Source organism: Erwinia amylovora (genome assembly GCF_017161565.1).
Classification (GTDB): Bacteria; Pseudomonadota; Gammaproteobacteria; order Enterobacterales; family Enterobacteriaceae; genus Erwinia; species Erwinia amylovora.
In genome coordinates, this window is sequence record NZ_CP066796.1 from 2461943 (window position 1) to 2487769 (window position 25827).

Genomic DNA, 25827 nt, shown 5'->3' on the forward strand with positions numbered 1-25827 from the left:
CGCCCCCGGGTTACAGGATCGGGGAAATACAGCGCGGCGTATATGGCCAGGTTACAGGAGGAATTACCTTGTCCCGAACAATTATGTTGATCCCCACCGGCACCAGCGTCGGCCTGACCAGCGTCAGCCTCGGCGTTATTCGTGCCATGGAACACAAAGGCGTGCGGCTTAGCGTCTTCAAGCCCATCGCCCAGCCACGTTCTGGCGGCGACAGTCCGGACCAAACCACCACCATCATTCGCCAACACTCCAGCATCCCCGCCGCTGCGCCGCTGGCAATGAGCCGCGTTGAGTCCCTGCTGGGTTCCAACCAGCAGGACGTGCTGATGGAAGAGATCATCGCCAGCTACCATGAAAATACCAAAGAGGCTGAAGTGGTATTGGTAGAGGGCCTGGTACCGACGCGTAAGCACCAGTTTGCCTCTGCGCTGAACTATGAAATTGCCAAAACGCTGAATGCTGAAATCGTCTTTGTCACGGCGCTGGGCAATGACTCTGCGGACCAGCTGAAAGAGCGCATTGAACTGACCCAGGCCAGTTTTGGCGGCAGCAAAAACAAAAGCATTACTGGCGTAATCATCAACAAACTCAATGCCCCGGTCGACGATCAGGGCCGTACCCGCCCGGATTTGTCAGAGATCTTCGACGACTCCAGCAAAGCCAGCGTGGCTCATATCGACGCAAAACAGCTGTTCGCCAACAGCCCGCTGCCGGTGCTGGGCTGCATTCCCTGGAGCTTTGAGCTGATCGCCACACGCGCTATCGATATGTGCCGCCACCTGAACGCCAGCGTGATTAACGAGGGGGAAATCGCTACCCGTCGGGTGAAATCCGTGACGTTCTGCGCGCGTAGCCTGCCCAATATGCTGGAACATTTCCGTCCTGGCTCACTGCTGGTGACCTCCGCAGACCGCCCGGACGTGCTGGTCGCTGCCTGCCTGGCCGCGATGAACGGAGTAGAAATTGGTGCCATCCTGCTGACCGGCGGTTACGCCATAGATGCACCGATCCAGAAACTGTGCGAACGCGCCTTCCAGACGGGTTTGCCGGTATTCAGGGTTGATACCAATACCTGGCAGACGTCACTGAGCCTGCAAAGCTTCAACCTGGAAGTTCCGGGCGATGATATCCAGCGTATTGAACGCGTGCAGGAGTATGTGGCCAGTCACATTGATGCCGAGTGGATCGAGTCCCTGACCGCCGCCTCTGAGCGCAGCCGTCGTCTGTCGCCACCGGCATTCCGCTATCAGCTGACCGAACTGGCGCGTGCAGCAGGCAAGCGTATTGTGTTACCGGAAGGGGATGAACCACGTACCGTGAAAGCGGCGGCCATCTGCGCCGAGCGCGGCATCGCCACCTGTGTCCTCCTTGGCAACCCGGAAGAAATTCAACGCGTCGCGGCGTCCCAGGGCGTAAAGCTGGGCGCCGGCATTGAGATTGTCGACCCGGCGAGCGCGCGCGAAAATTACGTGGCCCGTCTGGTTGAGCTACGTAAAAACAAAGGCATGACCGAAGTGGTAGCGCAAGAGCAGCTGGAAGATAACGTGATGCTTGGCACCATGATGCTGGAGCGCGGTGAAGTGGATGGACTGGTTTCCGGCGCGGTACACACTACGGCGAATACTATCCGCCCACCGTTGCAGCTGATCAAAACCGCGCCAAACAGCTCGCTGGTCTCTTCGGTGTTCTTTATGCTGCTGCCTGAACAGGTGCTGGTGTACGGTGACTGTGCCATCAACCCGGATCCAAACCCGGAGCAGCTGGCCGAGATTGCGATCCAGTCCGCAGATTCAGCGCTGGCGTTTGGCATTGAACCGCGAGTTGCGATGATCTCCTACTCCACCGGTAACTCAGGTGCCGGCAGCGACGTGGAAAAAGTGCGTGAAGCCACGCGTATCGCCCAGGAAAAACGTCCCGATCTGGTGATCGATGGTCCGTTGCAGTACGACGCCGCAATTATGGCCGACGTGGCGCAATCCAAAGCGCCAAATTCACCGGTGGCGGGCCGTGCTACCGTATTTATCTTCCCGGATTTGAACACCGGTAACACCACCTATAAAGCGGTACAACGCTCGGCTGACCTGATCTCCATCGGGCCAATGCTGCAGGGCATGCGTAAGCCGGTCAACGACCTGTCGCGCGGCGCGCTGGTAGACGATATCGTTTATACCATCGCGCTGACGGCAATTCAGTCGAAACAGGCTGAAGGTTAAGCGATAACGGGCAACGCACAGCGATTGCCCAACCCGCACCGGAGTAATAAGAACGGGCCTGCATGCAGGCCCGCTTTTTTTGTCTATTGCCGCACCACATCCAGCGCCCGCAAATGCTGCGGCTGCCATGACAGCATCACCTCACTGCCCGCCTGCCAGCGGCTGTCCATTTTCGCCGGTGACAGCTTCACCATAAAGTTGCCCTGCCCCGCTACCTCGGTCAGCATGCGCACATGATCGCCCAGGTAAATAAACTGCTGAACGCGCGCTTTTATCTGTCGATCGCCCGGCTGTGGCGCATTGACGTTAATCCGTTCCGGGCGGATGCTGAGCTGAATTTTTTTACCCGGCGAACTTGGCCGCACCCTGAGCGCATCCAGTTCGCTACCGTCGTCAAGCTGCACGCGGTAGTAATCGCCATTTGCAGTCACCTGAGTCGCCAGCAGGCTGTTATTTTCGCCGATAAACTGCGCAACAAAGGCGTTCACTGGCTGCTCGTAAAGCTTGCCCGGACTGTCCATCTGCTGGATCTCGCCGTCATGGAATACCGCCACCCGGTCTGACATGGTCATCGCTTCACTTTGATCGTGGGTTACATAAACAATGGTCAGTCCAAGCAAATCATGCAGCTGTTTGATCTCCAGCTGCATATGTTCGCGCAGCTGCTTATCCAGCGCTCCCAGGGGTTCATCCATCAGCACCAGCTTAGGTTCAAATACCAGCGCTCGCGCCAGCGCCACGCGCTGCTGTTGGCCACCGGACATCTGCGCCGGGTAGCGATCGGCCAGTGAGGTCAGCTTGATCATGTCAAGAATGCGCGCCACGCGCTGCCTGATATCGGACTTGCTGATCTTGCGGACGGACAGGGGAAACGCAAGGTTTTCCGCCACCGTCATATGGGGAAACAGCGCGTAATTCTGGAAAACCATGCCAATATCGCGCTGATGCGGTGGCAGAATATGCAGCGGCTTATCGCGCAGAAAAATTTCGCCATCGGTGGGAGTTTCAAAACCGGCCAGCATCATCAGGCTGGTGGTTTTTCCCGACCCGGACGGGCCAAGCAGGGTAAGAAACTCCCCCTCCTGCACGTCCAGGTTCAGATTGCGAACCACCAGCTTTTCGCCGTCGTAGCTCTTTTTGATATTTTTAAAACTCACCAGTGATTTCATCGCATTCTCTCGTCAAACGGGGAAAAATCATCCCGGGCGCGCATTGTGCATCACTGAAACCGGGCGCATCTGTCGGGGGCTTTTTTTAGCTCTACCACAAAAAAATTCGTTTCGACAAGCAGAATTTGCTAAATCCAGGAAAAAAAAACCTGACGGCAGCGCATCCCAGCTTATTGTTTTTTATCGATTTTTGCAGCCCGCACCAAAATGTGCCTTAAAAACCCATGCACAATCAGGCAATTCGAACGATCCGCACCAGTACGGTGCGCAGCGCTTAACGCTGCAGGCGGCTCGCCAGACAGGTGAGGATCGGCGCAAACTTCTCCGCCATCTGCTGCTCGTCAACGCACGCATAGCCTAACAGCAGTCCGCGCTTCGCGGCGCCCAACAGGTAGTAGGCCGACAGCGGGCGCGTCAGTACGCCATTCTGTTCCAGCTCGGCGCTGAGCGCCACGTCGTCGATGTTGTCCGGCAGCGCCAGGATCAGATGCAGCCCGGCGTTACTCTGCCGGGCAATAAAGCTTTCTCCCAGATTTTCCCGGATAACCTGCACCAGCGCGGCGCGGCGGCGGCTGTACAGCTGGCGCATGCGCCTGACGTGCGCCGCGTAATGCCCTTCACCTATAAACTCGGCCAGGGTCAGCTGCTCCAGACCGTTACCGCCCCGGTACAGCTCCGAATGGGCCATTTTCATACGCGCCGCCAGCGGCCTGGGCACCACCATATAGCTCAAACGCAGGCCGGGATAAAGGGATTTGCTGAAGGTGCCGAGATAGATGACCGGGGCATCGGCAGCCAGCCCCTGTAACGCCGGGATCGGGGTTTCAGCAAAACGAAACTCGCCGTCGTAGTCATCTTCCACCACCCAGCTGCCGGTACTTTTTGCCAGCGCCAGCAGCTGGTGTCGGCGTTGCAGGCTCATCACTGAACCCAGCGGATACTGATGCGAAGGCGTTACGCAAATCAAACGCGGCGGCCGCGCCTCACCGCTTAAAGCGGGCAGCATCATGCCCTGTTCATCCACCCCGGTCGGCAGCAGCTCAATGCCGTTAACCGCCAGCACGTTACGGATGCCCCAGTAACCCGGTTCCTCAATCCACGCCCGGTCACCGGGATCGCAGAGCATTTTCGCCAGCAGATCCAGCGACTGATGGGTTCCGGCAGTGATCAGGATCTGTTCCGGGGTACAGTTAACGGAGCGGATGACACGCAGATAGTCCGCCAGCGCCTGTTGCAGCTGCAGGCATCCGCCGTGGCCGGAGTAGCTCAGTGCCTCCACCGGCATCCGGCGGCTGATACGCAGACGGATTTTGCGCCAGATATCGTGCGGCATATGGCTGACGTCCGGCACGCCGGGCATAAATGCGCCCCACTGATACCGCCCTGCCCCGCTCCGTGCCAGCAGGCGCGCACCCCGGCTGGAGAAGCGCACAAAGTTAAACGTCTGGCCGTCGGCCGGCGGCCGCTTATCCACTTCAGGTGCGCTTTCCGGTAGTGGATCACAGACGAAGGTGCCACTGCCGGCACGGGTTTGTAAATAGCCCTCCGACTGCAACTGCTCGTAGGCGGTCAGCACGGTATTGCGCGATACCGACAGGTCTTTTGCCAGATCGCGTGAGGCAGGCAGACGACGGCCGGTGGCGATGGAGCCATCCTGGATGGCACCCTGCAAAACATCATACAAACGCTTGCCCAGCGTACCGTTGAGGTTCTGGGCCAGGCGGTGCGCTAGCAGGTCACCGAGTAAGGTTAGCAAAATTGGTTCCTTGAAAATTTAAAAACTGGCTCTGGATTATAAAACCCCGAAGCGGCTAAAAAGCAAGGAGAGCCGGGGTAGCAGGCGTGAATAGCTCAAATCATCCGGGCGACGTCAGACGCATCAACATGCAGCCTGATGTTATCGGGGTAGCGCGCGTCGAATTTCGATAAGGGATAAACCATGAACAATCGTGAAACAGATCAACGTCGTCTGAATGCCACCCCGCGAGGGGTGGGCGTGATGTGCGATTTCTACGTAGCCAAAGCGGAAAACGCCACGCTGTGGGACGAACAGGGACGCGAGTACACCGACTTCACCGCCGGCATTGCCGTGCTCAACACCGGACACCGCCATCCGAAAGTGATGGCCGCAGTCAGCGCCCAGCTGGCGTGTTTCACCCACACCGCTTATCAGGTGATCCCCTACGAGAATTACATCCGGCTGGCCGAACAGCTCAACCAGCGGGTTCCCATCGCCGGGCCGTGTAAAACCACCTTTTTCTCCAGCGGCGCTGAAGCGGTAGAAAATGCGGTGAAAATCGCCCGCGCTGCCACCGGTCGCCCGGGCGTGATCGCCTTTAGCGGCGCCTTTCACGGCCGCACGCTGATGACACTGGGGCTGACCGGCAAGGTTACGCCATACAAAACCGGTTTTGGTCCGTTTCCCGCATCGGTGTTTCACGCCCGTTACCCGAATGCGCTGCATGGCTTCAGCGTGGAAGATGCGCTGGAAAGCCTGCAAACCCTGTTCAAATGCGATATCAGTCCGCAGCAGGTTGCCGCCATTATCTATGAGCCGATTCAGGGCGAAGGCGGCTTTAATATTGCCCCTGACGCATTTGTCAGCGGGCTACGCAAGCTGTGCGACCAGCACGGCATCGTGATGATTGCCGATGAGATCCAGACCGGCTTTGCGCGCAGCGGAAAGCTGTTTGCCAGCGAATACTACCCGGATGCCCAACCCGACCTGATGACGATGGCGAAAAGCCTCGGCGGCGGCCTGCCAATTTCCGCGGTAAGCGGCCGCGCTGAATTAATGGATGCACCGGAGCCGGGCGGACTGGGGGGAACCTATGCCGGTAACCCGCTGGCGATCGCCGCCGCGCTGGCGGTACTGGAGGTGATTGAAGAGGAGCAGCTGTGCGCACGCGCCCAGCGCCTCGGCGCGGAACTGGCTGAAGCCCTGAATACCAGCGGTTGCCCTGCGCTGGCAGAAGTACGCGCACGCGGTTCAATGGTAGCAGCTGAGTTTAACGACCCGGTCAGCGGCAAGCCCTCTGCCGCTATGGCACGCAGCATCCAGCAGCGTGCGCTGGAGCAGGGTTTAATTCTGCTGACCTGCGGCGTACACGGCAATGTTATTCGCTTCCTCTATCCCCTGACCATCCCCGATGCGCAGTTTAAAGCGGCCCTTAACCTGCTGGCTTCGCTGCTGCACGGCTGACGGCATAATCTTGCCAGCCAGCGGGGGGATGGCACGAAAACCGCATTGACAAGTATCTAATAATCAGGAGGTTAGTATGATTAAGACCCTGACAGCGCTGGTTATCACCACGCTTGCCTGGCAGACACAGGCGCAGAGTCTGACGGTGGTCTCCTTTGGCGGCACCAATAAAGCCGCCCAGGAAAAAGCGTTTTACAAACCGTTTACGGCAGCAGGTAAAGGCAGCATTGAAGCGGGCGAATACAATGGTGAAATGGCGCGTTTGCGCGCCATGGTGGAGACCGGCCAGGTCGGCTGGGATCTGGTGGAAATGGAAACCCCCGAGCTGCAACGCGGCTGCGAAGAGGGGCTGCTGGAACCGCTGGACTGGAGCAAGTTGGGGAATAAGGCCGATTTTCTTCCTGCGGCGGTCAGCGAGTGCGGTGCCGGGATCTTCGTCTGGTCGACCGCATTGACCTATGACGCCAGCAAACTGCAAACAGGCCCGAAAAGCTGGGCCGATTTCTGGGATATCAAAACGTTCCCCGGCAAGCGCGCGTTACGTAAGAGCGCGAAATACACGCTGGAAATTGCGCTGCTGGCGGACGGCGTCAGGCGCGAGGAGGTTTACAGCCTGCTGGCTACCCCTGCCGGGATCGAACGCGCGTTTAAAAAACTCGATCAGCTGAAGCCCCATATCCAGTGGTGGGAGTCAGGTGCACAGCCGCTGCAGTGGCTGGTATCTGGCGATGTGGTGATGAGTTCGGCCTATAACGGGCGCATTGGCGCGGCACAGGATGAGGGCCACAACTTCAATATCGTCTGGAACGGTGCGTTATATGACCTTGATCACTGGGCAGTGGTTAAAGGCTCTTCACATAAAGCGCTGGCCGAACAGTTTATTGCCTTCGCCAGCCGGCCAGAAAACCAGAAAGTCTATGCCGAAAATATCCCCTACGGCCCGACCAATATCAATACCAGCAAACTGCTGGCTCCGCAGCGTCTGAGCAAGCTGCCCACCGCGCCGGAAAACCTCGCCGTCTCATTGCAGGTCAACAGCAGCTTCTGGCTGGAACACGGCGAAGATCTGGAGCAGCGTTTTAACGTCTGGGCTGCCAGGTAATCGCGTCAGGATCGTCATGGCCGGCTGACAGCAGCCATCAACCGTATAAGGAAGCAGCTATGAGTCAAAACCTCGTTATGGATCCCTCCGCGCCGCCGGCTGCAAGCGCGGCGTTGCCAGCCCTCGATCGACAACTGCGCCAGGCCGATGGGCTAAAAACCCGGCGCTCCCTGCTGCTGATTGCCCCGCTGCTGGTGTTCGTGGTGGTCTGTTTTCTGTTTCCCATCATCTCGATTCTCAGTCAAAGCGTCGCTAATCCGCAGCTGCATGATAATTTGCCGCAAACCAGCGCCGCGCTTCAGCAGTGGTCGGGCAAAGCGCTGCCGGACGAGGCGCTGTTCGCTATCCTGGGGGAAGAGCTTATCGCCGCGCGTAAAGACGGCCGGCTGGCCATCATCGCCAAACGTCTGAGCTATGAAGATGCCAGCTACCGCCGCCTGATTGTGGCCGCTCCACGGCTGGTGCCCGCTTCCGGCAGCGGGGTGAAAGCGGCACTGGTCGCCAGGCAGCCGCTATGGGGTGAACTGAGCACCTGGCAAACCCTGAAGCGCGTGGCTAATCCGCTCACCAGCTACTATCTGCTGTCGGTCTTTGACCGTAAGGTGGACGCGAAAACCGGCGTCGAACAACCGCTGCCGGCTGACCAGGCGCTGTATGTCAATGTGCTGCTGCGCACGCTGTGGATGGCAACGGTGGTGACGCTGCTGTGTGTCGGCATTGGCTACCCGCTGGCCTGGTGGCTGGCAAAGCAGCCCGCTAACCGCGCCAATCTGCTGATGATCCTGGTGCTGCTGCCTTTCTGGACTTCCCTTATTGTGCGTACCGCTAGCTGGATTGTGCTGTTGCAGTCCGGCGGTCTGATCAATCGCGCCCTGATGGCCACCGGCATTATCGACCATCCCCTGACGCTGGTGTTTAACCGCATCGGCGTGTATATCTCCATGACCCATATTCTGCTGCCGTTTATCGTGCTGCCGTTGTATGCGGTGATGAAGGGCATTTCACCCGCCTGTGTCCGCGCCGCTGTTTCCCTCGGCGCGCATCCGTTTATCGCTTTCTGGCGCGTCTTCGTGCCGCAAACCTATGCCGGTATCGCCGCCGGGGCGCTGCTGGTGTTTATGATGGCAATCGGCTACTACGTCACCCCTGCCCTGCTGGGCGGGCCGGACGACCAGATGGTGAGCTATTTTGTTGCCTTCTTTACTAACAGCACGATGAACTGGGGGATGGCTGCGGCGCTGGGCAGCCAGCTGCTGGTTATCGTCCTGCTGCTTTATATCGTCTATGTGCGCGTGACCCGTACCTCTGCCGAAGCGGCAGCCCATTAAGGAGATACCGATGCGACAACAAGGCACTCTGATCCTGCGCCTGTGGAAAAGCCTGTTCAACTTCTATGCGGCGGCGGTACTTCTGTTTCTGATCGTGCCGGTACTGACCATCGTGCCGCTGTCGTTTAACGCCAGTTCGTTTCTTAGCTATCCGCTTAGCGGTTTCTCGCTGCGCTGGTATCAAACCTTCTTTCACTCTCAGGAGTGGCTGGGCGCGCTGGGTAACAGCCTGCTGATTGCACCGCTGGCCACCCTGTTGGCAACGGTACTCGGAGTAATGGCGGCAATGGGGCTGGTGCGTGGGGAATTTCGCGGCAAAGGGGTGGTGATGGCAATTATCATCTCGCCGATGGTCGCTCCGGTGGTGATTATTGCTGTTGGTATGTTCTTCTTTTTCGCCCGGCTGTCGCTGCTTAACAGCTATCTCGGGCTGGTGCTGGCACACGCGCTGCTCGGCATGCCGTTTGTGGTGATCACCGTGATGGCGGTGTTAAAAAGTTACGATACTAATCTGTCGCGCGCTGCCGCCAGCCTCGGGGCTTCACCGCTGCGGGTATTCCGTAAGGTGACGCTGCCGCTGATTGCTCCGGGGGTGTTTTCCGGCGCGCTGTTTGCCTTCGCTGCCTCATTTGACGAGGTGGTAGTGACGCTGTTCCTCGCCAGCCCAAGCCAGCGCACGCTGCCAATCCAGATGTTTGCCGGTATCCGCGAAAACCTTGATCCCACCATCGCCGCCGCGGCCAGCCTGATGATCGGGGCCTCGCTGGTTCTGCTGATCGTCATGGAGATGCTGCGCCGCCGTGGTGAGAGAATGCGCCAGTCTGCTCCGGCACATTGAATCAGTTACCGGGTAAAGCGGGATAAAAGCGATGGTGCGCACTGGTGGCACCACCGCCGGTAATTACTGCTGGGCGGCGCGCCCGGACTCGTTGTTACGCGTCAGCCACAGCGACAGCGCTTTCAGCGAATCAGAGGTAAACTCATCACAGCGGGCGGTGATCTCTTCCGGCGTCATCCAGAAAATTTCATCCACTTCTTCTTCCTGCATCGCAAACGGGCCGCGGGACACGCAGCTGAACAGTCCGCCCCACACCCGGCAGTGCGCATCTTCAAAGTAAAACTGGCCATGCCCGGCAAACGGCACTGCGGCAATGCCCAGTTCTTCTTCCGCCTCACGCCGTGCTGATGCCAGCATCTCTTCGCCGCTCTGTACCACCCCACCCGCCGTGGCATCCAGCATGCCCGGCATAAAGTCTTTGTTTTCAGTACGACGCTGTACCAGAATTTTACCCATACCGTCGTGAACCACGATGTAGGTTGCGCGATGGCGCAAACACTGTGCACGCATCTGTGCACGGCTGGATTGTGCAATCACTTCGTTATCTTCATCAACGATATCCACCCACTCCGTGCCCTGATCTTGCTCCACCATCCGTAACCCTTTTTTTGTTCTGGCGCCTGGCGCTTAGTTGAATCACCCGTCTTCGCGCCTGATAGCGCGAGCCGCACTAAATTAATGTGTAACGAAGCACTAATCAATCACCAATTTGTGCGTTAATCTCTGTCAACGCGCAGCGACACTGCCAGCCCGCGTTGTAACGGGGCACGTTGCGACTGAAAATGGGCGCAGTCAGCCAGACGCTGTGGTAAGAGATCGTTATGTAACGCCGGGCAATTCAGCATCACGGGAATGGAGATGCGCACAGTCCCGCGCCGGTCAGCGACCGCGCAATCGGCGGATAACGCATCGGCACGTCCTTTGACGTGGTCGCATCAGGATTTTCCTGTTGACCGAATTTCCCCTGAAGGCCATCGTCATAGCCAGCGCGGCGCGTCATTAACATTCTCGATCTCCGTGCATAACTTCACACGCATTTTCGCTATCTTCACCTATGATAAAGGGCAGATGCCGTACTGACTCTTCTGAAAGGATAAACCCATGCATATTCTGATTACCGGAGGCACCGGACTGATTGGCCGCCCGTTAACTGCCCGCCTGTTGCAGCTGGGCCACCAGCTGAGCGTGGTGACGCGCGACGTTGCCGCTGCCCGCGGCAAACTGGGTGAGCAGGTTAAGCTGTGGTCCGGGCTTGATCAGCAGCAGGACCTGAATGGCATTGATGCGGTGATTAACCTGGCCGGGGAGCCTATTGCCGCCAAACGCTGGAGCGACGAGCGTAAGCGCCTGCTGTGCGCCAGCCGCTGGCAGCTAACTGAACGTTTGGTGACGCTGATTAAGGCCAGCAGTCGCCCGCCTGCACTGCTGATTTCCGGCTCTGCCACCGGGTACTACGGTAATAGCGGCGATCAGATACTGACCGAGGACGATCCGGGCCATGATGAATTTACCCATCAGCTGTGCGCGCGCTGGGAACAGCTGGCACAGCAGGCGCAAAGTGACCAGACGCGCGTCTGCCTGATCCGCACCGGGGTAGTGCTAAGTAAAGAAGGAGGCGCGCTGGCACAAATGAAACTGCCGTTTAAGCTTGGCATTGGCGGGCCACTGGGTAACGGCAAGCAGTATATGCCGTGGATCCATCTGCAGGACGCGATTGACGGCATTCTGTGGCTGCTGGATAAGCCACAGCTGCACGGCCCGTTTAACCTGGTCGCTCCTTATGCGGTGCGCAATGAACAGTTTGCCGCCGCGCTCGGTCATGCCATGCATCGTCCGGCGTTTATGCGCACGCCGGCAGCGGCGATTAAGCTCATGATGGGCGAGTCTGCGGTGCTGGTACTGGGTGGACAACATGTGATCCCCCAGCGCCTGGAAGCAGCAGGTTTTGCTTTCCGCTGGTACGATCTGGAAAAAGCGCTGCAGGACGTGGTTTAGATCCTGCCGACGGCTGAAATTATGCAATATCGGCAGGATCAAACAGGGGGCGATGTCCGCCCCTGTGCCCTTTGCTTAGCGAAGTTCTGAGCGGAACTATTTCAATGCCCCTGAAAGAAACTGTTGCAGGCGCGCGCTTTTTGGCTGACCGAACAGCGTTTCCGGCGGCCCTTCCTCTTCAATTTTGCCCTGATGCAGGAAAATGACATGGTTCGATACGTGGCGGGCGAATTCCATTTCGTGCGTCACTACCACCATGGTTTTCCCCTCTTCCGCCAGCTTCTGCATAATACGTAGCACCTCGCCAACCAGCTCCGGGTCAAGCGCCGAGGTCGGCTCATCAAACAGCAACACTTCAGGTTCCATCGCCAGCGCACGGGCAATTGAGACGCGCTGCTGCTGACCGCCGGACAGATGCACCGGGTATTTTCCTTGCGCCCGCTGGTCAATACCGACTTTGTCCAGATAGCGGATGGCCCGTTCACGCGCCTGAGTTTTGCTCAGTCCCAGCACCTGTACCGGCGCTTCCATCACGTTCTCCAGTACCGTCATATGGCTCCACAGATTAAAATGCTGGAACACCATAGTCAGGCGGGTACGCAACATGCGTAACTGCTCTTTGTCAGAGACTTTCAGCTGCCCGTCATGGTCGCGCACCAGGTGGATGTTTTGGTTGTTAACCGCAATGGAGCCTTCGCTCGGTTTTTCAAGAAAATTAATGCAGCGCAATAAAGTACTTTTTCCTGAACCGGATGAGCCGATAATACTGATAACGTCCCCGGCGTTTGCCTGCAGCGAAACCCCTTTCAGCACCTCATGCTCCCCATAACGTTTATGCAGTTCGGTTACGCTTAATTTTTTTTCAGCCATAGTGTTACTCAATGGGACGATGAGGGTTTAACGTGCGCCAGCCAGCGTTTTTCCGCTTTACGGAACAGGCTGATCAGCACATAAGAAATAATCAAATACAGCACGGCAGCAAGGCTAAAGGCGATGAACGGCTGATAGGTGGCTGAGTTAATGTCACGGGCGACTTTCAGCAAATCCGGCACCGTGGCGGTAAACGCCAGCGCCGTGGAGTGCAGCATCAGGATCACTTCATTGCTGTATGCAGGAAGCGCGGTACGCAGCGCCGAAGGCATAATAATACAGCGGTACAGCTTGAAGGTTGAAAAGCCGTAAGCGCGTGCGGCTTCAATCTCACCGTGTGGCACTGCGCGGATAGCACCGGCAAAAACTTCCGTGGTGTAAGCACAGGTATTCAGCGTCAGTGCCAGCAGCGTACAGTTCAAACCGCTGCGGAAAAAGGCGTTGAGCAGCTCCGTACCTTTCACCACTTCCAGCGTGTACATGCCGGAATAGAATACCAGTAGCTGCACGTAGAGCGGCGTACCGCGAAACACGTAAGTGAACAACCACACCGGGAAGCGGATCGCTTTGTAAGGCGAAACCCGCGCTATCGAGAGCAGCAGCGCCATACAGCCGCCCAGCCCGACGGAAACCACCAGCAGCCACAGGGTAACCGCCACGCCAGAAAAGCGATAGCCGTCAGTCCATATCAGGGCTTTCCAGTATTCCTGAACGATCTCAATCATAGTTCAGCCCTTTTCACGCCTACCGTGTAACGGCGTTCCAGCCACCACAGCACCCCGTTAGAGAGCGTGGTAAAAATCAGGTAAATCACGCCCGCAACTATCGCAAACCAGAACGGCTGCCAGGTCGATTTACCAGCCAGCTGGGTGGCCTTCACCACGTCTTCCAGTCCGAGCAGCGATACCAGCGCCGTGGCTTTCAGGATCACCTGCCAGTTATTACCGATCCCCGGTAGCGCAAAACGCATCATGGCCGGAAATAAGATACGGCGAAAAGTCTGGGAGCGGGTGAAACCAAAGGCGGTGGCCGCTTCGAGCTGCCCTTTCGGCACCGCCATCCAGGCACCGCGAAAGGTTTCAGTGAAGTAAGCCCCATAGATAAAGCCGAGGGTGATAATCCCGGCCACCATCGGATCAATATCGAACTGGGCGAAGCTGAAGAAATCAGTCAGCTGGTTAAGCGCAATCTGCAAACCATAGAAAATCAGCAGCATCAGCACCAGGTCCGGAACGCCGCGGATCAGCGTGGTGTAAACTTCAGACATCGCCGCCAACGGGCGGCTGTTGGAGAGTTTGGCCGCGGCGCCAATCAATCCTAGCAGCACGGCAAACACGACCGAGCTAAGCGCCAGCTCCAGCGTCACCAGCGCGCCTTTAAAAATGACTTCAGAGTAGCCATACAGCATGGGCAATATCCTGTCGTTATGTCCTGCATCTGTTACTTCGCCGATAGAATGGCGACCCGACCACGCGCTTTCAAGGCGCTTGCGCACATTGATTGTGCTTTGTTATCCGTCACCGCATGGCTGCACGGTGGCATGATGAGTGGTGAAGATACAGAATTCATTATTAGCTGCATCGGCCTCACCGCCTTACGCAGTGAGGCCCGCAGACAGGTTTCATTAACCGCCGTACACGTCAAAGTCGAAGTATTTTTTTGCTAACCTGGCGTAGGTGCCATCTTTACGCATGTCATCAAAGGCTTTATCAATGGCGGCTTTCAAAGCCGGATTATCTTTGCTTAAGCCAATGCCGGTGCCCACGCCAAAGATTTTCTCATCTTTTATCGCCGGGCCGGCAAACGCATAGTCTTTACCGACGGGCTGCTTGAGGAAACCTTCGCTGGCAGCAACTTCATCCTGGAAGGCCGCATCGATACGGCCTGCGGTCAAATCCTGGTACACCAGGTCCTGGTTAGCGTAAGGCGTCACCGTAACACCCTGCGGCCGCCAGTTTTGGTTGGCGTAAGTTTCCTGGGTGGTGCCCTGTAACAGCCCGATGGTTTTGCCTTTCAGCGACGCCAGCGTGGGCTGAATTTTCGATCCTTTAGGTGCAATCAGTCGGGAGTTCGCCGCGTACAATTTTGCAGAGAAAGCGATCTCCTGCTGGCGTTTGGCGGTGATCGACAGGGAGGAGATGATGGCATCCACCTTCTTTGCTTTCAGCGATGGGATCAGCGCGTCGAAATCGCTTTCAACGAACGTGCATTTCGTCTCCATGCGTTGACAAATTTCATTGGCCAGATCGATATCGAAGCCCGTTAGCTGCCCCTCGGCATTTTTCATTTCAAACGGGGCATAGGTCGGGTCGGTACCGATACGCAGCGTTTTCGGGCCGGCGGCAAAAGCGTTGCCTGCCGCAGTGATTGCCATTAACAGGGAAAGAGCCAGAACCTGCTTTTTCATTGAACCCCCTCAATTTCGGATTTTATTATGGTGTGCGTGATGCCTTGCGCTGTGACTGACCCGGTTTAATTTGCAGATTCCATGCCACTTTACGCGACATTACGCTGTTTTTAACATGCGTTTCACCCGGCGCTGTGTGTATCCGGTTTGCAGGGAAACTTATAGCAGGTTTTTGCTACAGACGAGCGGCAATCTTCCATCATCGTGTGCATTGTGCACAAAGATCGATTCAGCGCCTGTATTTGCACCCATTTAGCGCTGCCGATCAGGGCTTTGCACCTTGCCAGCGCGTGAACAGGTCATCGTCCAGTTGAATATCGAACTGATCGAGCACGCGGTTAACCGTCTGGTCGACAATATCCATCACGCTTTGCGGATGGTGATAAAACGCCGGTACCGGCGGCATGACTATCGCACCCAGTTCCGCCGCCGTGGTCATCATGCGCAAGTGACCAAGATGCAGCGGGGTTTCACGCACGCACAGCACCAGTCGGCGGCGCTCTTTCAATATCACGTCAGCGGCGCGCGTCAGCAGCCCGTCGCTGTAACTGTGAACAATGCCGGACAGGGTTTTCATTGAACAAGGCAGGATTGCCATGCCGTCCGTTTTAAAAGATCCGGACGAGATACTGGCCGCGATGTCGCGCGCGTCGTGCGCCACATCAGCCATTGCCTGCACGTCACGCACCGAGTAGTCAGTTTCCAGGGCCAGCGTCTGCCGCGCTGCCTGGCTCATTATCAGATGCGTTTCAATGTCGCTGACCTGCTGTAAGATTTGCAGCGTGCGTATACCGTAAATCACCCCACTGGCGCCAGAGATGCCAATAATGAGTCGTTTCATACCCTGTCCTTAAAAAAAATGAGCCGGAATTGCTTCCGGCCCATGTTACCTGCTTACACCACCAAGCGCTTAGCCTTCGTTATGCATTTCCAGATTTTCTACTTCATTCTGACGCTGCATTGCTTTGGCATCGTCGTTGCGCAAGGATTGCAGGTACTCGAGGTACTGCTGATCGACATCTTTGGTAACGTAGATACCGTCGAAAACGGAACATTCAAACTGCGAAATATCCGGGTTCTCTTCACGTACCGCTTCGATCAGATCGCTAAGGTCCTGGAAAATCAGCGCATCGGCACCGATCAGCTGGCGGATCTCCTCCACTTCGCGTCCGTGAGCAATCAGCTCCGTTGCGCTAGGCATATCGATGCCGTAGACGTTCGGGAAGCGAATTTCCGGCGCGGCTGAAGCCAGGTAAACTTTCTTCGCCCCGGCTTCGCGTGCCATTTCGATGATCTGTTCCGAGGTAGTGCCGCGCACGATGGAGTCATCCACCAACAGCACATTTTTTCCACGGAATTCGGCACGGTTGGCGTTCAGCTTGCGGCGAACCGCGCTGCGGCGCAGATGCTGGCCGGGCATAATAAAAGTGCGGCCCACATAGCGGTTTTTTACGAAACCCTGACGGTAAGGCTTATCCAGAATACGCGCCATTTCCAGCGCAATATCACAGGAGGTTTCAGGGATGGGGATCACCACATCGATGTCAAGATCTTCCCATTCACGGGCGATCTTGGCACCGAGCTTGGTGCCCATGCGTACGCGGGCGCTGTAGACAGAAATCTTGTCGAGGAACGAATCGGGACGGGCGAAGTAAACATACTCGAACAGGCACGGATTGCATTTCGGATTTTCAGCGCACTGACGGGTGAATAGCTGGCCTTTTTCCGTCACGTACACCGCTTCACCCGGGGCCACATCACGCAGAAACTCAAAGCCTAAGGTGTCCAGCGCCACGCTTTCTGAAGCCACCATATACTCAGTGCGGCCGTCGACCATCGGGCGTTTACCGATCACCAACGGGCGGATGCCATTAGGATCGCGGAACGCTACCAGCCCGTGTCCGATAATCATCGCCACACAGGCGTAAGCCCCGCGCACCTTCTGATGCACCGCCGCAATGGCGGCGAAGATGTTATCCGCTTCCAGCGGGTATTGCTGAAAGCGGTCCACTTCCTGTGCAAAGATATTGAGCAGAATTTCAGAATCCGAGGTGGTGTTGACATGACGACGGCCGGTTTCGAACAGCGCTTTACGCAGCTCGTGGGCGTTTGTCAGATTGCCGTTATGGGCAAGGGTAATTCCGTAGGGAGAGTTGACATAGAAGGGCTGAGCTTCAGAAGCGCTGGAGCTGCCAGCCGTCGGGTAGCGCACATGGCCAATGCCCATATTGCCCTGCATACGCTGCATGTGGCGGGCTTCAAATACATCGCTGACCAGCCCGTTTGCTTTGCGCAGACGGAAGCAATTCAATGCATCAATGGTTACGATGCCTGCGGCATCCTGCCCACGGTGCTGAAGCACCGTTAACGCGTCATAAATCGACTGGTTGACCGGCATAAAACCGGCGATCCCGACAATACCGCACATAGTGATATTTCCTCATAAGCCGCGACCCCGGTGCGATTACCGGGGCAAAAAACTCGACGTGCTTTTCAGGTAATCAAAGAACCACCTGATGATATAACTGAACTGGGGAATAAGCCGGGACTGCTGCCAGTCCGGGCCCTTAGCAAAGCCGGTGAACGTATCGAGAAAAAACAGCATGGCGGAAACAATCAGCACGCCACGTAATGCCCCGAAACAGACGCCCAAAACCCTGTCGGTTCCTGACAGACCGGTTTTTTCAACCAGAGCACCAATCACATAGTTGACGATAGCCCCGACAATCAGCGTGGCAATAAACAACAGCGCAATGGCGATGCCATTTCGAACCAGTTCGTCTTTAAATCCTGTGAACCAGACGGCAAGGAAGGAGTAATAATGACTGGCGACGAAAAAGGCGCATCCCCAGGTCACAAGAGAAAGCGCTTCCCGAACAAACCCACGGATCAGGCTGACAAGAGCCGAAAAACTGATAACCGCAATAATGACGTAATCTATCCAGATCATAAACACTTCCAGTTACCCTGCCCCGGCCTGGGTCTTCAGAGACTCAGGCTCAGTTCGGGGCGAATTCTAACAGAAAAAGAAAACGTTTGCGTAGGGGTTTTACCGTGCGAATTTAAATTACCCCCGCAGTTTAAAAAACCGCTGGCCGCCGCCTTTCTCTTCCACCAGCGTCCCCTGATGCAATACCTTGATTTGCCGTTGTCATCATGCACAACGCCCGGCGTTGCCTGGTGGCTACGCCGGGCGCGGATGACGACCGCTATCGCAACGATAGCCAGCGGGACCGGCAAAACCATTAATGTGCAGCGTAAGGTTTCACCACGCCACCCAGCCCTGATATCCCCTGTAGTGCACCGATGGCAGCCTGCATTTTGGCTTTCGACGCATCCGGCCCGACGTAAATACGGGTAATCTGCCCCTGTACCGGCGTTGCCGGGACGGTAAAGGCGCGGTAGCCGGAAAGGCGCAGCTGGGCAACAATTTCATTCACTTTGGCGGCATTTTTCAGTGCGCCAAGCTGTACGACATATGCCTGACCCGTTGGTGCCGTTTCTGCCGGCGGAGAGGGATTATCTACCGCAGCTTCAGACTTCGCCTCAGGTTTAGGCGCCGGTTTTGGTTTTTCAACCGGCTCGGCTTTCCCGATGGGTTTTTCGACCGGTTCCGGCTGCGGCCTGGGTTGCGATTCAGGTTTTTCCACCACTTTAGGCGGTTGAACCTGCTGCTGCACCGGCGGCGGCGGCATCACTACCGCTGGCTGGCTGTGCGACCTCGGCACGGTCGAGCCGCTATCGGCCTGCGAAGGATTATCATTGCCCGCGGCGGTGACGTCTCCATTTTCAGGCGGCTGCACAGGCAGCGACTGGGTTACCGGCGGCACCACTTCAGTTTCCGGCTGCTCATCGGCTTTTGGCACCAGAGGAATGGCCGCAAACTCTTCTTTATAATGTTTCTTTTGACCATCAAGCACGCCTGGCAGCACGATAACGCCCAGCGCCACAATAATCACGGTTCCGACTAAACGGTTTTGAAACTTACTTGCCACTGCCATTCTCCGATGCCATCGTTTCCATGACATGCGCAACGGTGTGGAAAGAGCCGCACACCAGCACAATATCCTGTTGTCCCGCCTGCATTAACGCATGGTGCCAGGCTGCGGTTACCGACGCAAAGGACTGCGCCGCCTTGAGATGTGTCATCAGCTGCTCTGCACTGGCACCACGAGGACCTTCCAGCGGCGCGCAGTACCAGTAATCAACCTGCGGGGCAAGGCACGCCAGCGTACCGGCAATATCTTTATCGTGCAGCATACCCACCACCGCGTGCACTTTGGCTTCGCCTTTGATCTCCGCCAGACGCCCCGCCAGATAGCTCGCCGCATGGGGGTTGTGCGCCACATCGAGGATAACCCGGGGTGACTCACTCACAGTCTGGAAACGTCCCGGCAAAATCGCCTGGTGCAGGCTGCGGCGGATGATCGCTTCTTCAACCTCCAGCGTTGATGCACGCAGCGCCGCGAGCGCGGTAGCCGCATTGGGCAGCGGCACCTGCGGCAGTGGCAAATGCTCAATACTGCCGCTGGCATCGTGGAAGGACCAGCTGTCACCGTTGAGCTGATATGACCAGTCACGGTCGCGCTGACGGAGCTGCGCGCCCTTCTCTGCTGCTATCACGGCAATGCTGCCTGGCATATCCGGCTCGCCAACCACCGCTGGCTTGCCTTTGCGGAAAATGCCTGCCTTCTCGCGGCCAATGCTTTCCCGGTCCGTGCCCAGCCAGTCGGTATGGTCAAGCGCAATACTGGTGACCACCGCCACATCCGCATTCACCATATTGGTGGCATCCAGCCGCCCGCCCAGGCCGACTTCCAGGATCACCACATCCAGCCGCGCCTGTTTGAATAACCACAGCGCCGACAGCGTGCCAAATTCAAAGTAGGTGAGCGAGGTGGCGGCACGCCCGGCTTCAATCGCCGCAAAAGAGGCGGTATGCGCCGTTTCTGCCAGCTCTTCCCCCTGAACGCGAACCCGCTCAGTGTAGCGCACCAGGTGCGGCGAACTGTAAACCCCAACGCGATAGCCTGCGGCCAGCAGCAGGGTTTCAAGGGTGCGGCAGGTGGTGCCTTTGCCATTCGTCCCGGCAACGGTGATCACGACAGGGGCTGGGGTAAGCAGGTCGAGCGCGGTTGCAACGCGTTGGACACGTTCCAGACCAAGATCGACGGCCTGGGAGTGCAAATGCTCAAGATAATGAAGCCATGCGGCAAGAGACGACGTGGCTTGAGGAAGATTATCCATGTGTCCCGTTCACAAAGTTAGGGTTCATGAGTGAAAGGGACGCAGAACCCCCCTCTCATCATCGGTCAGGCCTCAGAGTTTTGAGGCTCCGCGGTCGCTTCGGTGACAACATCTTCCTGAGGAGCAGGCAGATTCATCATTTTCGCCAGTATGCTGGCCAACTTGAAGCGCATTACCGGACGGCGCACGATCATATCAATCGCCCCTTTCTCGATCAAAAATTCACTGCGCTGGAAGCCTGGCGGCAGTTTCTCACGTACGGTCTGCTCAATTACGCGGGGGCCTGCAAAACCGATTAACGCTTTAGGTTCCGCGATATTCAGATCGCCAAGCATGGCGAAGCTGGCAGAGACCCCGCCCATGGTGGGATCGGTCAGCACTGAAATGTACGGCAGGCCACGCTCCTGCATTTTGGCCAGTGCGGCACTGGTTTTCGCCATCTGCATCAGCGACATCAGCGCTTCCTGCATACGCGCTCCGCCTGATGCTGAAAAACAGATCATCGGGCAGTTATCTTCCAGCGCCTGCTCTACGGCGCGCACAAAGCGTGCTCCGACCACCGAGCCCATTGAGCCACCCATAAAGGAAAACTCAAAAGCGGCTGCGACAACCGGCATGCCGTGCAGGGTGCCTTTCATCACGATCAGCGCATCGGTTTCACGGGTCTCTTTCTGCGCAGCTGACAGGCGATCTTTGTATTTTTTGGAATCACGGAACTTGAGCACATCTTTAGGTTCCAGTTCGCTACCCAGTTCAACCAGAGAACCTTCGTCCAGTACACTGTGCAGACGATCGCGGCCATGCATACGCATGTGATGGTCACATTTCGGACAGACCTCCAGATTACGCTCCAGCTCGGCGCGGTAGAGAACCTGCCCGCAGCTGTCACATTTGGTCCAGACCCCTTCAGGAATACTTGCTTTGCGCGATGGGGTGATTGTGCTCTTATTAAGAATTCGTTCAATCCAGCTCATTGATGACCTGTTATGTTGTTTTTTGTGCTAAATCAGATACTTAACACAGATTATCGCCTGTGAATCAGGCGTTATTACACCACAAAATACGCCACTTCGCTACACATTCGTCAATGAGGGAGGCTGACTTGTCTGAGGGGAATTTCACTGGCGGTGTTTTGATTCACCGCTCACGCATTCCCGGGCAATGCTGCAAATAAGGAAAATCTGAAGCTCAAGTTTTGGCCGATTTATTGCGACGATGATTTTAAGCGCAGAACACGAAACAGTGAACGGCAGAGATTACGCCAACACTGCGCAATTAGTCATTTTTCACCAGTCTGTTTTGATAGATATCTCGTGTCAGAATGGCAATACCGTCTGCGGTATTCAGAAACAAATGTGCCAGGTAGCCTGGATCGTGTGAGGCCAGGTAAGCCAGATTTTCAGACTCCATGAGAGTTTTCATCCGCCCACGGTACAAAGATATCCGGCTGAGATACTGCTTATTCATTTCATTGAAATCATTCTTTTCGACAATTTTTCCCAGCCTGATTTTTTCGATCATATCATCTTTAGCATCCAGTATCGGTATAATATCCCCATTCTCAATCGGAAAGTAGACGATATCACTGGTCATCATGCCGACATGCGTCGCTTCATGGAGTAAAGTGCTACTGAGAGTCAAAACGGGATCCTGTCTCATGCTTTCATCGGGATGAGTGGGATCAACAAAATAGAGTTTGTCGGCGTTAACATAGATCCTTCCCGTCCGGTCCAGCAGCGCAAAAGCCAACGTTCCAAACTGTCTTTCTTCTTCGGTAAGGATGGGGCGGTGGTGAATAAGCTCGTCGCCAGGTAACAAATGATCGCTGAGCGGCTCTTTAACCAAACTGGCCAGATGGATCTTGTCGAGCTTTAGCGCAGCCCGAGTTCTCACCAAACATTTTTTCAGGGCAAGGGCGAAACTCCGCAGAAAATCGACATTATCCGTATCCATGACGATACGAAGATAGTTTTCGCAATTCTGAGTGAAGTTGCTCAATTCTTTAATAACCGCAGGAATAACCTCTATTTTGAGATGATTAACGGCATTTTTAATATTGACCTTCGCGCCACGCAAATAGAGCGGATAAGAATCAGTTATCGTTGTACTTTCCGATAACTCGACAATATTGTCGCTGAATTTGATGCGGGAGGAATAAAAATGTTTACCGATCAACTCCCTGACATCCTCAGTCTCTATATAGGAAAGATATTTTTCTCTCGGGTTGAGTAACATAAATCTCTTTGACATTAACACTTGGTCAACAATATTTTTAACTGCATCCAGACTGGCGATACTGTTATAAACTCTGTTCTGCAGATAACTGTTAACTGCCCCTTTTTTCATACCCAACTTTTCGGCTAAAAATTCAGCCTGGGTTTTTAACTCAACCCTGCCATTTTTATTCTCAAACACAATATTAGCAATATCATTTTCCCCCCTGAACAGGTTCCCCTTGCTGAAAATACGTAACATAGCACTGCCGGAAGCATTGACCTCGCTGTCAGTTGATACAATTTCAGCCCGGAAAAAACTCCCGTTGAAAAGGTAGTAATACTTTCTTTTTTCTGGGTTGACGAATAAGCTGGGAAACTCCGGCATTTTATATTGAACAAGTTTGGTACTTAAAATCGTTTTTTTACTTGTATGGCCCAATTCGATATTGTGCTTGAGCAATGCATCTAAACTATCGGTGATAACCAGCGGAGTACAACCTGAGGCCATTCCCGGTGAGCGTTTCAAATCGCAGTGATCAAGATCAATATAATTAAGAATATTTTCTTTATTCGCATCTCGCTCTCTCAGGTAGATATCCTTGCTTAAAAAAAGGCCTGTTTTACTTTCCCCGCCTGTAGCAACAGCATTATTAATGACAATGTTTTTCCCGGAATGGCTGGACACGGAAAAATGCTTATTGTTAACAGTGAACAGCATTTTGCCTTTATCATCGACGTATACGCCTGGCCCTATTTTTTTCACCGGAGTGGTGTCGACGACTTCTCCGTGGGTGCAGAGATAATCATAGGCATCTTCTTCAATGCGCAGTGAGATTTTTGATGAAGGCTCCAGAGGAGAGTAACCCACGCTCAGGTTTCTGTAGCCAAAGATAATATCAGGGGAGTTTCGTAGTTTGAACATACCATTTTCCCTGACGAATAAACTTTCTGGCCGATTGGCCAGAATATAGATATCGCTAAAAGGTTGATGCACTTCGAAATAGCTTTGCTTGTATTTAAGATACATTGTTCCAATAGCGTCATAGCTAAAACCGTCTTTCTTGATATGACTAAATAACCGATCGTTACTGAAGACTTGTCCATTGCCATTGCTTGCCAGCAGGATATCCAGATTGTCATCAACCACAGTGGATTCTTGTTCATATACCCAGCCATATTCTGTTGGCAACATAATACTCCGCTCTTTTCCTTTAGGTGAAACAGCAGCAGTTATGGTGTTCTCGGATATATCATACTGCGTTATTGGCACCAAAAAACCTCCGTTCAGAACATACTCTACTACTTTGCCGTCCTTTTCTTTAAGGCTGAGAATATCAGTATTCTCGTTATCAGCCAGCAGTAAAGCATCCTTGTTTTTTATGAAATCTTTTATCGGAACACCAAAGGATTTATTATTATTAATATTGTGCGAAGAATAAATTAACTCCGTTTCTTTACTGATGAAATCCCATCGCGACCTTGCTTTATTGTAGGCAATGGTCTTCGTATCATCACCATCGATGATAAAAGATTCACCGGTTTTCCGCCTGCGATAGGAATAGGATGTTCCGCCAATATCCACCGCCAGTTTATTGTCCCTTAATGTAAACCTTCGGACTGGCTGGCCGATCGCTAATCCTTTTTCCCCTTTTTGTTGCGCCTTTGCGTCATAGAGAGCGGCAACCTCCGATCCAGAGAGCGTTGGAATCGTTTGTCTGACCATAAACATTAACTGCTGGTTGAGCCCTGCAATATTTTGTAAATTAACAGGCTGCCCTGACCAGTCATCGGCAAGTACCTGCAATGCAGGGGCCACAATGAGCTGAGTCACGGCAATAATCTGAGATCCCGGCAAAAGAGTCAGTATTTGCGTTGTAAGAGGATCAATCTTACTGGTTATCTGATCAATCCGTTCCGTTGTCTGATTTTTTGGACACCCCAGCTTCAGAGTATTGTGATAATAGATGATAAGCGATTCGTCTCCCAGCGTTCTTACCGGCGAAGCCAGGGTTTTTCCAATCTGCCTGACAAGGTCGGCCCAGGAAATATGTTCGCGCTCATCAATACATGAAAAATCAAATAACTTCTCAATTTTCACGTCGTCTTCAACTGTACTCATCGTGGCGTTATTCGTTTCAATGACCGGATGGAAACTGAGTTCAGTCTGCCCTGCCGCTGTGACATGACTGGATGCGGGCGAAGTTGTCAGATTTTCTGGTCTTTTTGTTTTCCCCTTTACATGACTGATTATTTCCCTGAGCGTGAGAGGCCGAACCAATTCAACTTTCTCACCGGAAGGAGGCGGACATAAGCATCTTACTTTGCCCAAATTCAGGACGACATTTTTAAAAACCTTATTTTTTTTTCTTTGCACGCTATGAAACTTATGACATCTGTCTTTAAACTGCGCCGACTTGCAAATATCAGGCTGATTTTCCGTATAGTAATACTTTCTCGGTAGCAGTGGCTTGAATTGGGGTTGTCTGGCATGAGGGGGACTATTCTTACAGGGTGCTATTCTTCTGTGGGCCATTCGCCCTGCGCCCACGGTTTCATAACAAATCAGATCGGAGATAGCTATTTTTTTTACATCATCGTGCTCAGATGGCTTGCTGGTCGTTGTCTTGCGTGGAGAAGCTCTGGCAGCGGGTTGTGGTAGTGGCTCGCCCCGATCGACATTTTCACTGGCATAATAGTCCGCTGAGCGATAAGCCATCTGATTATCATGCAGCTGTAAGGGGGGAGGAACCTCTGAGCGATAAAGTTCCGTACTGTTATTGCTGCGCTCTGTTGCGCGAGCGCGCTGCCAGGCCACGCTGCCGACAACACCTGCCAGCAGCCCGGTGCCTATCAGCAGCGCCATTTTTGCTGTAAACCTGTGCGCTGGCGGAGAGGATGATATCTGGTATTCATCGCTCTGTTGGGCGCAATTTTCAGCCAGCTGGCGTAGCTTCTTGCCTTCAGCCATCATTTCTGCCATCTCGGTTTCTTCTTCATCGCTGGATTCTACCTGCTGACCTGCTGAGGGCAGCCAACCCGTTGAACGACTCAACAGCCTTGTTTGCAGCGGTGAGATGGACGGTGTTGAATGAAAGCGAAGAGAATCAGCACATTCTGATACGGCAATAATATGTTCAGCCATTACTACTTTTTCAGCCGACAGGTTTATATCTTCGTCATTGAGGGTTGCACTGACCGGGTGCAGAACAATCTGGGACAGGGCCGACGTTTCAGGCATGA

The 25827-nt window shown here is 54.8% G+C and carries 21 protein-coding genes; 6 read left to right on the forward strand and 15 right to left on the reverse strand.

Annotated features, from left to right (window positions below; translation table 11 throughout):
- Positions 1-68: 68 nt before the first annotated feature.
- A complete protein-coding gene (pta, locus tag JGC47_RS11320) occupies positions 69-2213 on the forward strand; it encodes a phosphate acetyltransferase (RefSeq protein WP_013034886.1) in 2145 nt (714 codons plus the stop codon).
- Positions 2214-2296: 83 nt separating this feature from the next.
- On the opposite strand, the gene JGC47_RS11325 is transcribed toward pta, so the two are convergent.
- A complete protein-coding gene (locus tag JGC47_RS11325; protein ID WP_004158636.1) occupies positions 2297-3382 on the reverse strand; it encodes an ABC transporter ATP-binding protein in 1086 nt (361 codons plus the stop codon).
- 274 nt (positions 3383-3656) lie between these two features.
- On the reverse strand, positions 3657-5138 hold the full coding sequence (gene pdxR, locus JGC47_RS11330) for a MocR-like pyridoxine biosynthesis transcription factor PdxR (RefSeq protein ID WP_004158638.1): 1482 nt from the start codon (positions 5136-5138) through the stop codon (positions 3657-3659).
- A gap of 183 nt (positions 5139-5321) precedes the next feature.
- Here pdxR and JGC47_RS11335 point away from each other — a divergent pair, with 183 nt between their 5' ends.
- From JGC47_RS11335 to JGC47_RS11350, 4 genes are all read left to right on the forward strand, one after another.
- A complete protein-coding gene (locus tag JGC47_RS11335) occupies positions 5322-6584 on the forward strand; it encodes a 4-aminobutyrate--2-oxoglutarate transaminase (protein WP_004158639.1) in 1263 nt (420 codons plus the stop codon).
- Positions 6585-6660: 76 nt separating this feature from the next.
- A complete protein-coding gene (locus JGC47_RS11340; RefSeq protein WP_004158640.1) occupies positions 6661-7686 on the forward strand; it encodes an ABC transporter substrate-binding protein in 1026 nt (341 codons plus the stop codon).
- Positions 7687-7745: 59 nt separating this feature from the next.
- On the forward strand, positions 7746-9014 hold the full coding sequence (locus JGC47_RS11345) for an ABC transporter permease (RefSeq protein WP_004158641.1): 1269 nt from the start codon (positions 7746-7748) through the stop codon (positions 9012-9014).
- A 10-nt stretch (positions 9015-9024) separates the two neighbouring features.
- Complete coding sequence (locus JGC47_RS11350) at positions 9025-9852, forward strand: ABC transporter permease (protein WP_004158645.1); 828 nt, start codon at positions 9025-9027, stop codon at positions 9850-9852.
- Positions 9853-9915: 63 nt separating this feature from the next.
- Here the strand turns inward: JGC47_RS11350 and yfcD are convergent, their stop codons facing one another.
- Together yfcD and JGC47_RS11360 are read right to left on the reverse strand one after the other, a co-directional pair.
- On the reverse strand, positions 9916-10446 hold the full coding sequence (gene yfcD / locus JGC47_RS11355; protein ID WP_004158646.1) for an NUDIX hydrolase YfcD: 531 nt from the start codon (positions 10444-10446) through the stop codon (positions 9916-9918).
- 250 nt (positions 10447-10696) lie between these two features.
- Positions 10697-10858, reverse strand: a complete 162-nt coding sequence (locus tag JGC47_RS11360; protein WP_004158649.1) for a hypothetical protein — start codon at positions 10856-10858, stop codon at positions 10697-10699.
- A 95-nt stretch (positions 10859-10953) separates the two neighbouring features.
- On the opposite strand from JGC47_RS11360, the gene JGC47_RS11365 reads away from it, so the two are divergent.
- Positions 10954-11847, forward strand: a complete 894-nt coding sequence (locus JGC47_RS11365; protein WP_004158650.1) for a TIGR01777 family oxidoreductase — start codon at positions 10954-10956, stop codon at positions 11845-11847.
- A gap of 96 nt (positions 11848-11943) precedes the next feature.
- Here JGC47_RS11365 and hisP read toward each other — a convergent pair whose 3' ends face one another.
- The 11 genes from hisP to JGC47_RS11420 all read right to left on the reverse strand — a co-directional run bounded on the left by hisP (position 11944) and on the right by JGC47_RS11420 (position 25825).
- Positions 11944-12717, reverse strand: a complete 774-nt coding sequence (gene hisP / locus JGC47_RS11370; RefSeq protein ID WP_004158651.1) for a histidine ABC transporter ATP-binding protein HisP — start codon at positions 12715-12717, stop codon at positions 11944-11946.
- 8 nt (positions 12718-12725) lie between these two features.
- Entirely contained in the window at positions 12726-13442 is a 717-nt protein-coding gene (locus JGC47_RS11375; protein WP_004158657.1) for an ABC transporter permease, read from the reverse strand.
- Positions 13439-14125, reverse strand: coding sequence for a histidine ABC transporter permease HisQ (locus JGC47_RS11380; protein WP_004158667.1), 687 nt, complete (start codon positions 14123-14125; stop codon positions 13439-13441). The genes JGC47_RS11375 and JGC47_RS11380 overlap by 4 nt, the downstream gene beginning before the upstream one ends.
- A 216-nt stretch (positions 14126-14341) precedes the next feature.
- The gene (argT, locus tag JGC47_RS11385) at positions 14342-15124 is read right to left on the reverse strand and encodes a lysine/arginine/ornithine ABC transporter substrate-binding protein ArgT (protein ID WP_004158672.1); all 783 of its coding nucleotides are present in this window, start codon (positions 15122-15124) and stop codon (positions 14342-14344) included.
- Between the two features lie 265 nt (positions 15125-15389).
- Complete coding sequence (locus JGC47_RS11390) at positions 15390-15965, reverse strand: UbiX family flavin prenyltransferase (protein ID WP_004158673.1); 576 nt, start codon at positions 15963-15965, stop codon at positions 15390-15392.
- Between the two features lie 69 nt (positions 15966-16034).
- A complete protein-coding gene (gene purF, locus JGC47_RS11395) occupies positions 16035-17552 on the reverse strand; it encodes an amidophosphoribosyltransferase (protein ID WP_004158674.1) in 1518 nt (505 codons plus the stop codon).
- 36 nt (positions 17553-17588) lie between these two features.
- Positions 17589-18074, reverse strand: coding sequence for a colicin V production protein (gene cvpA, locus JGC47_RS11400; protein ID WP_013036124.1), 486 nt, complete (start codon positions 18072-18074; stop codon positions 17589-17591).
- Between the two features lie 295 nt (positions 18075-18369).
- Positions 18370-19119 (reverse strand): cell division protein DedD, encoded by a 750-nt coding sequence (dedD, locus tag JGC47_RS11405; protein ID WP_004158679.1) that lies wholly within the window; start codon positions 19117-19119, stop codon positions 18370-18372.
- Positions 19109-20371, reverse strand: coding sequence for a bifunctional tetrahydrofolate synthase/dihydrofolate synthase (folC, locus tag JGC47_RS11410; RefSeq protein ID WP_004158681.1), 1263 nt, complete (start codon positions 20369-20371; stop codon positions 19109-19111). The genes dedD and folC overlap by 11 nt, the downstream gene beginning before the upstream one ends.
- 65 nt (positions 20372-20436) lie before the next feature.
- On the reverse strand, positions 20437-21345 hold the full coding sequence (accD, locus tag JGC47_RS11415; RefSeq protein ID WP_004158683.1) for an acetyl-CoA carboxylase, carboxyltransferase subunit beta: 909 nt from the start codon (positions 21343-21345) through the stop codon (positions 20437-20439).
- Between the two features lie 301 nt (positions 21346-21646).
- A complete protein-coding gene (locus JGC47_RS11420; RefSeq protein ID WP_004158685.1) occupies positions 21647-25825 on the reverse strand; it encodes a hypothetical protein in 4179 nt (1392 codons plus the stop codon).
- Positions 25826-25827 lie beyond the last annotated feature (2 nt).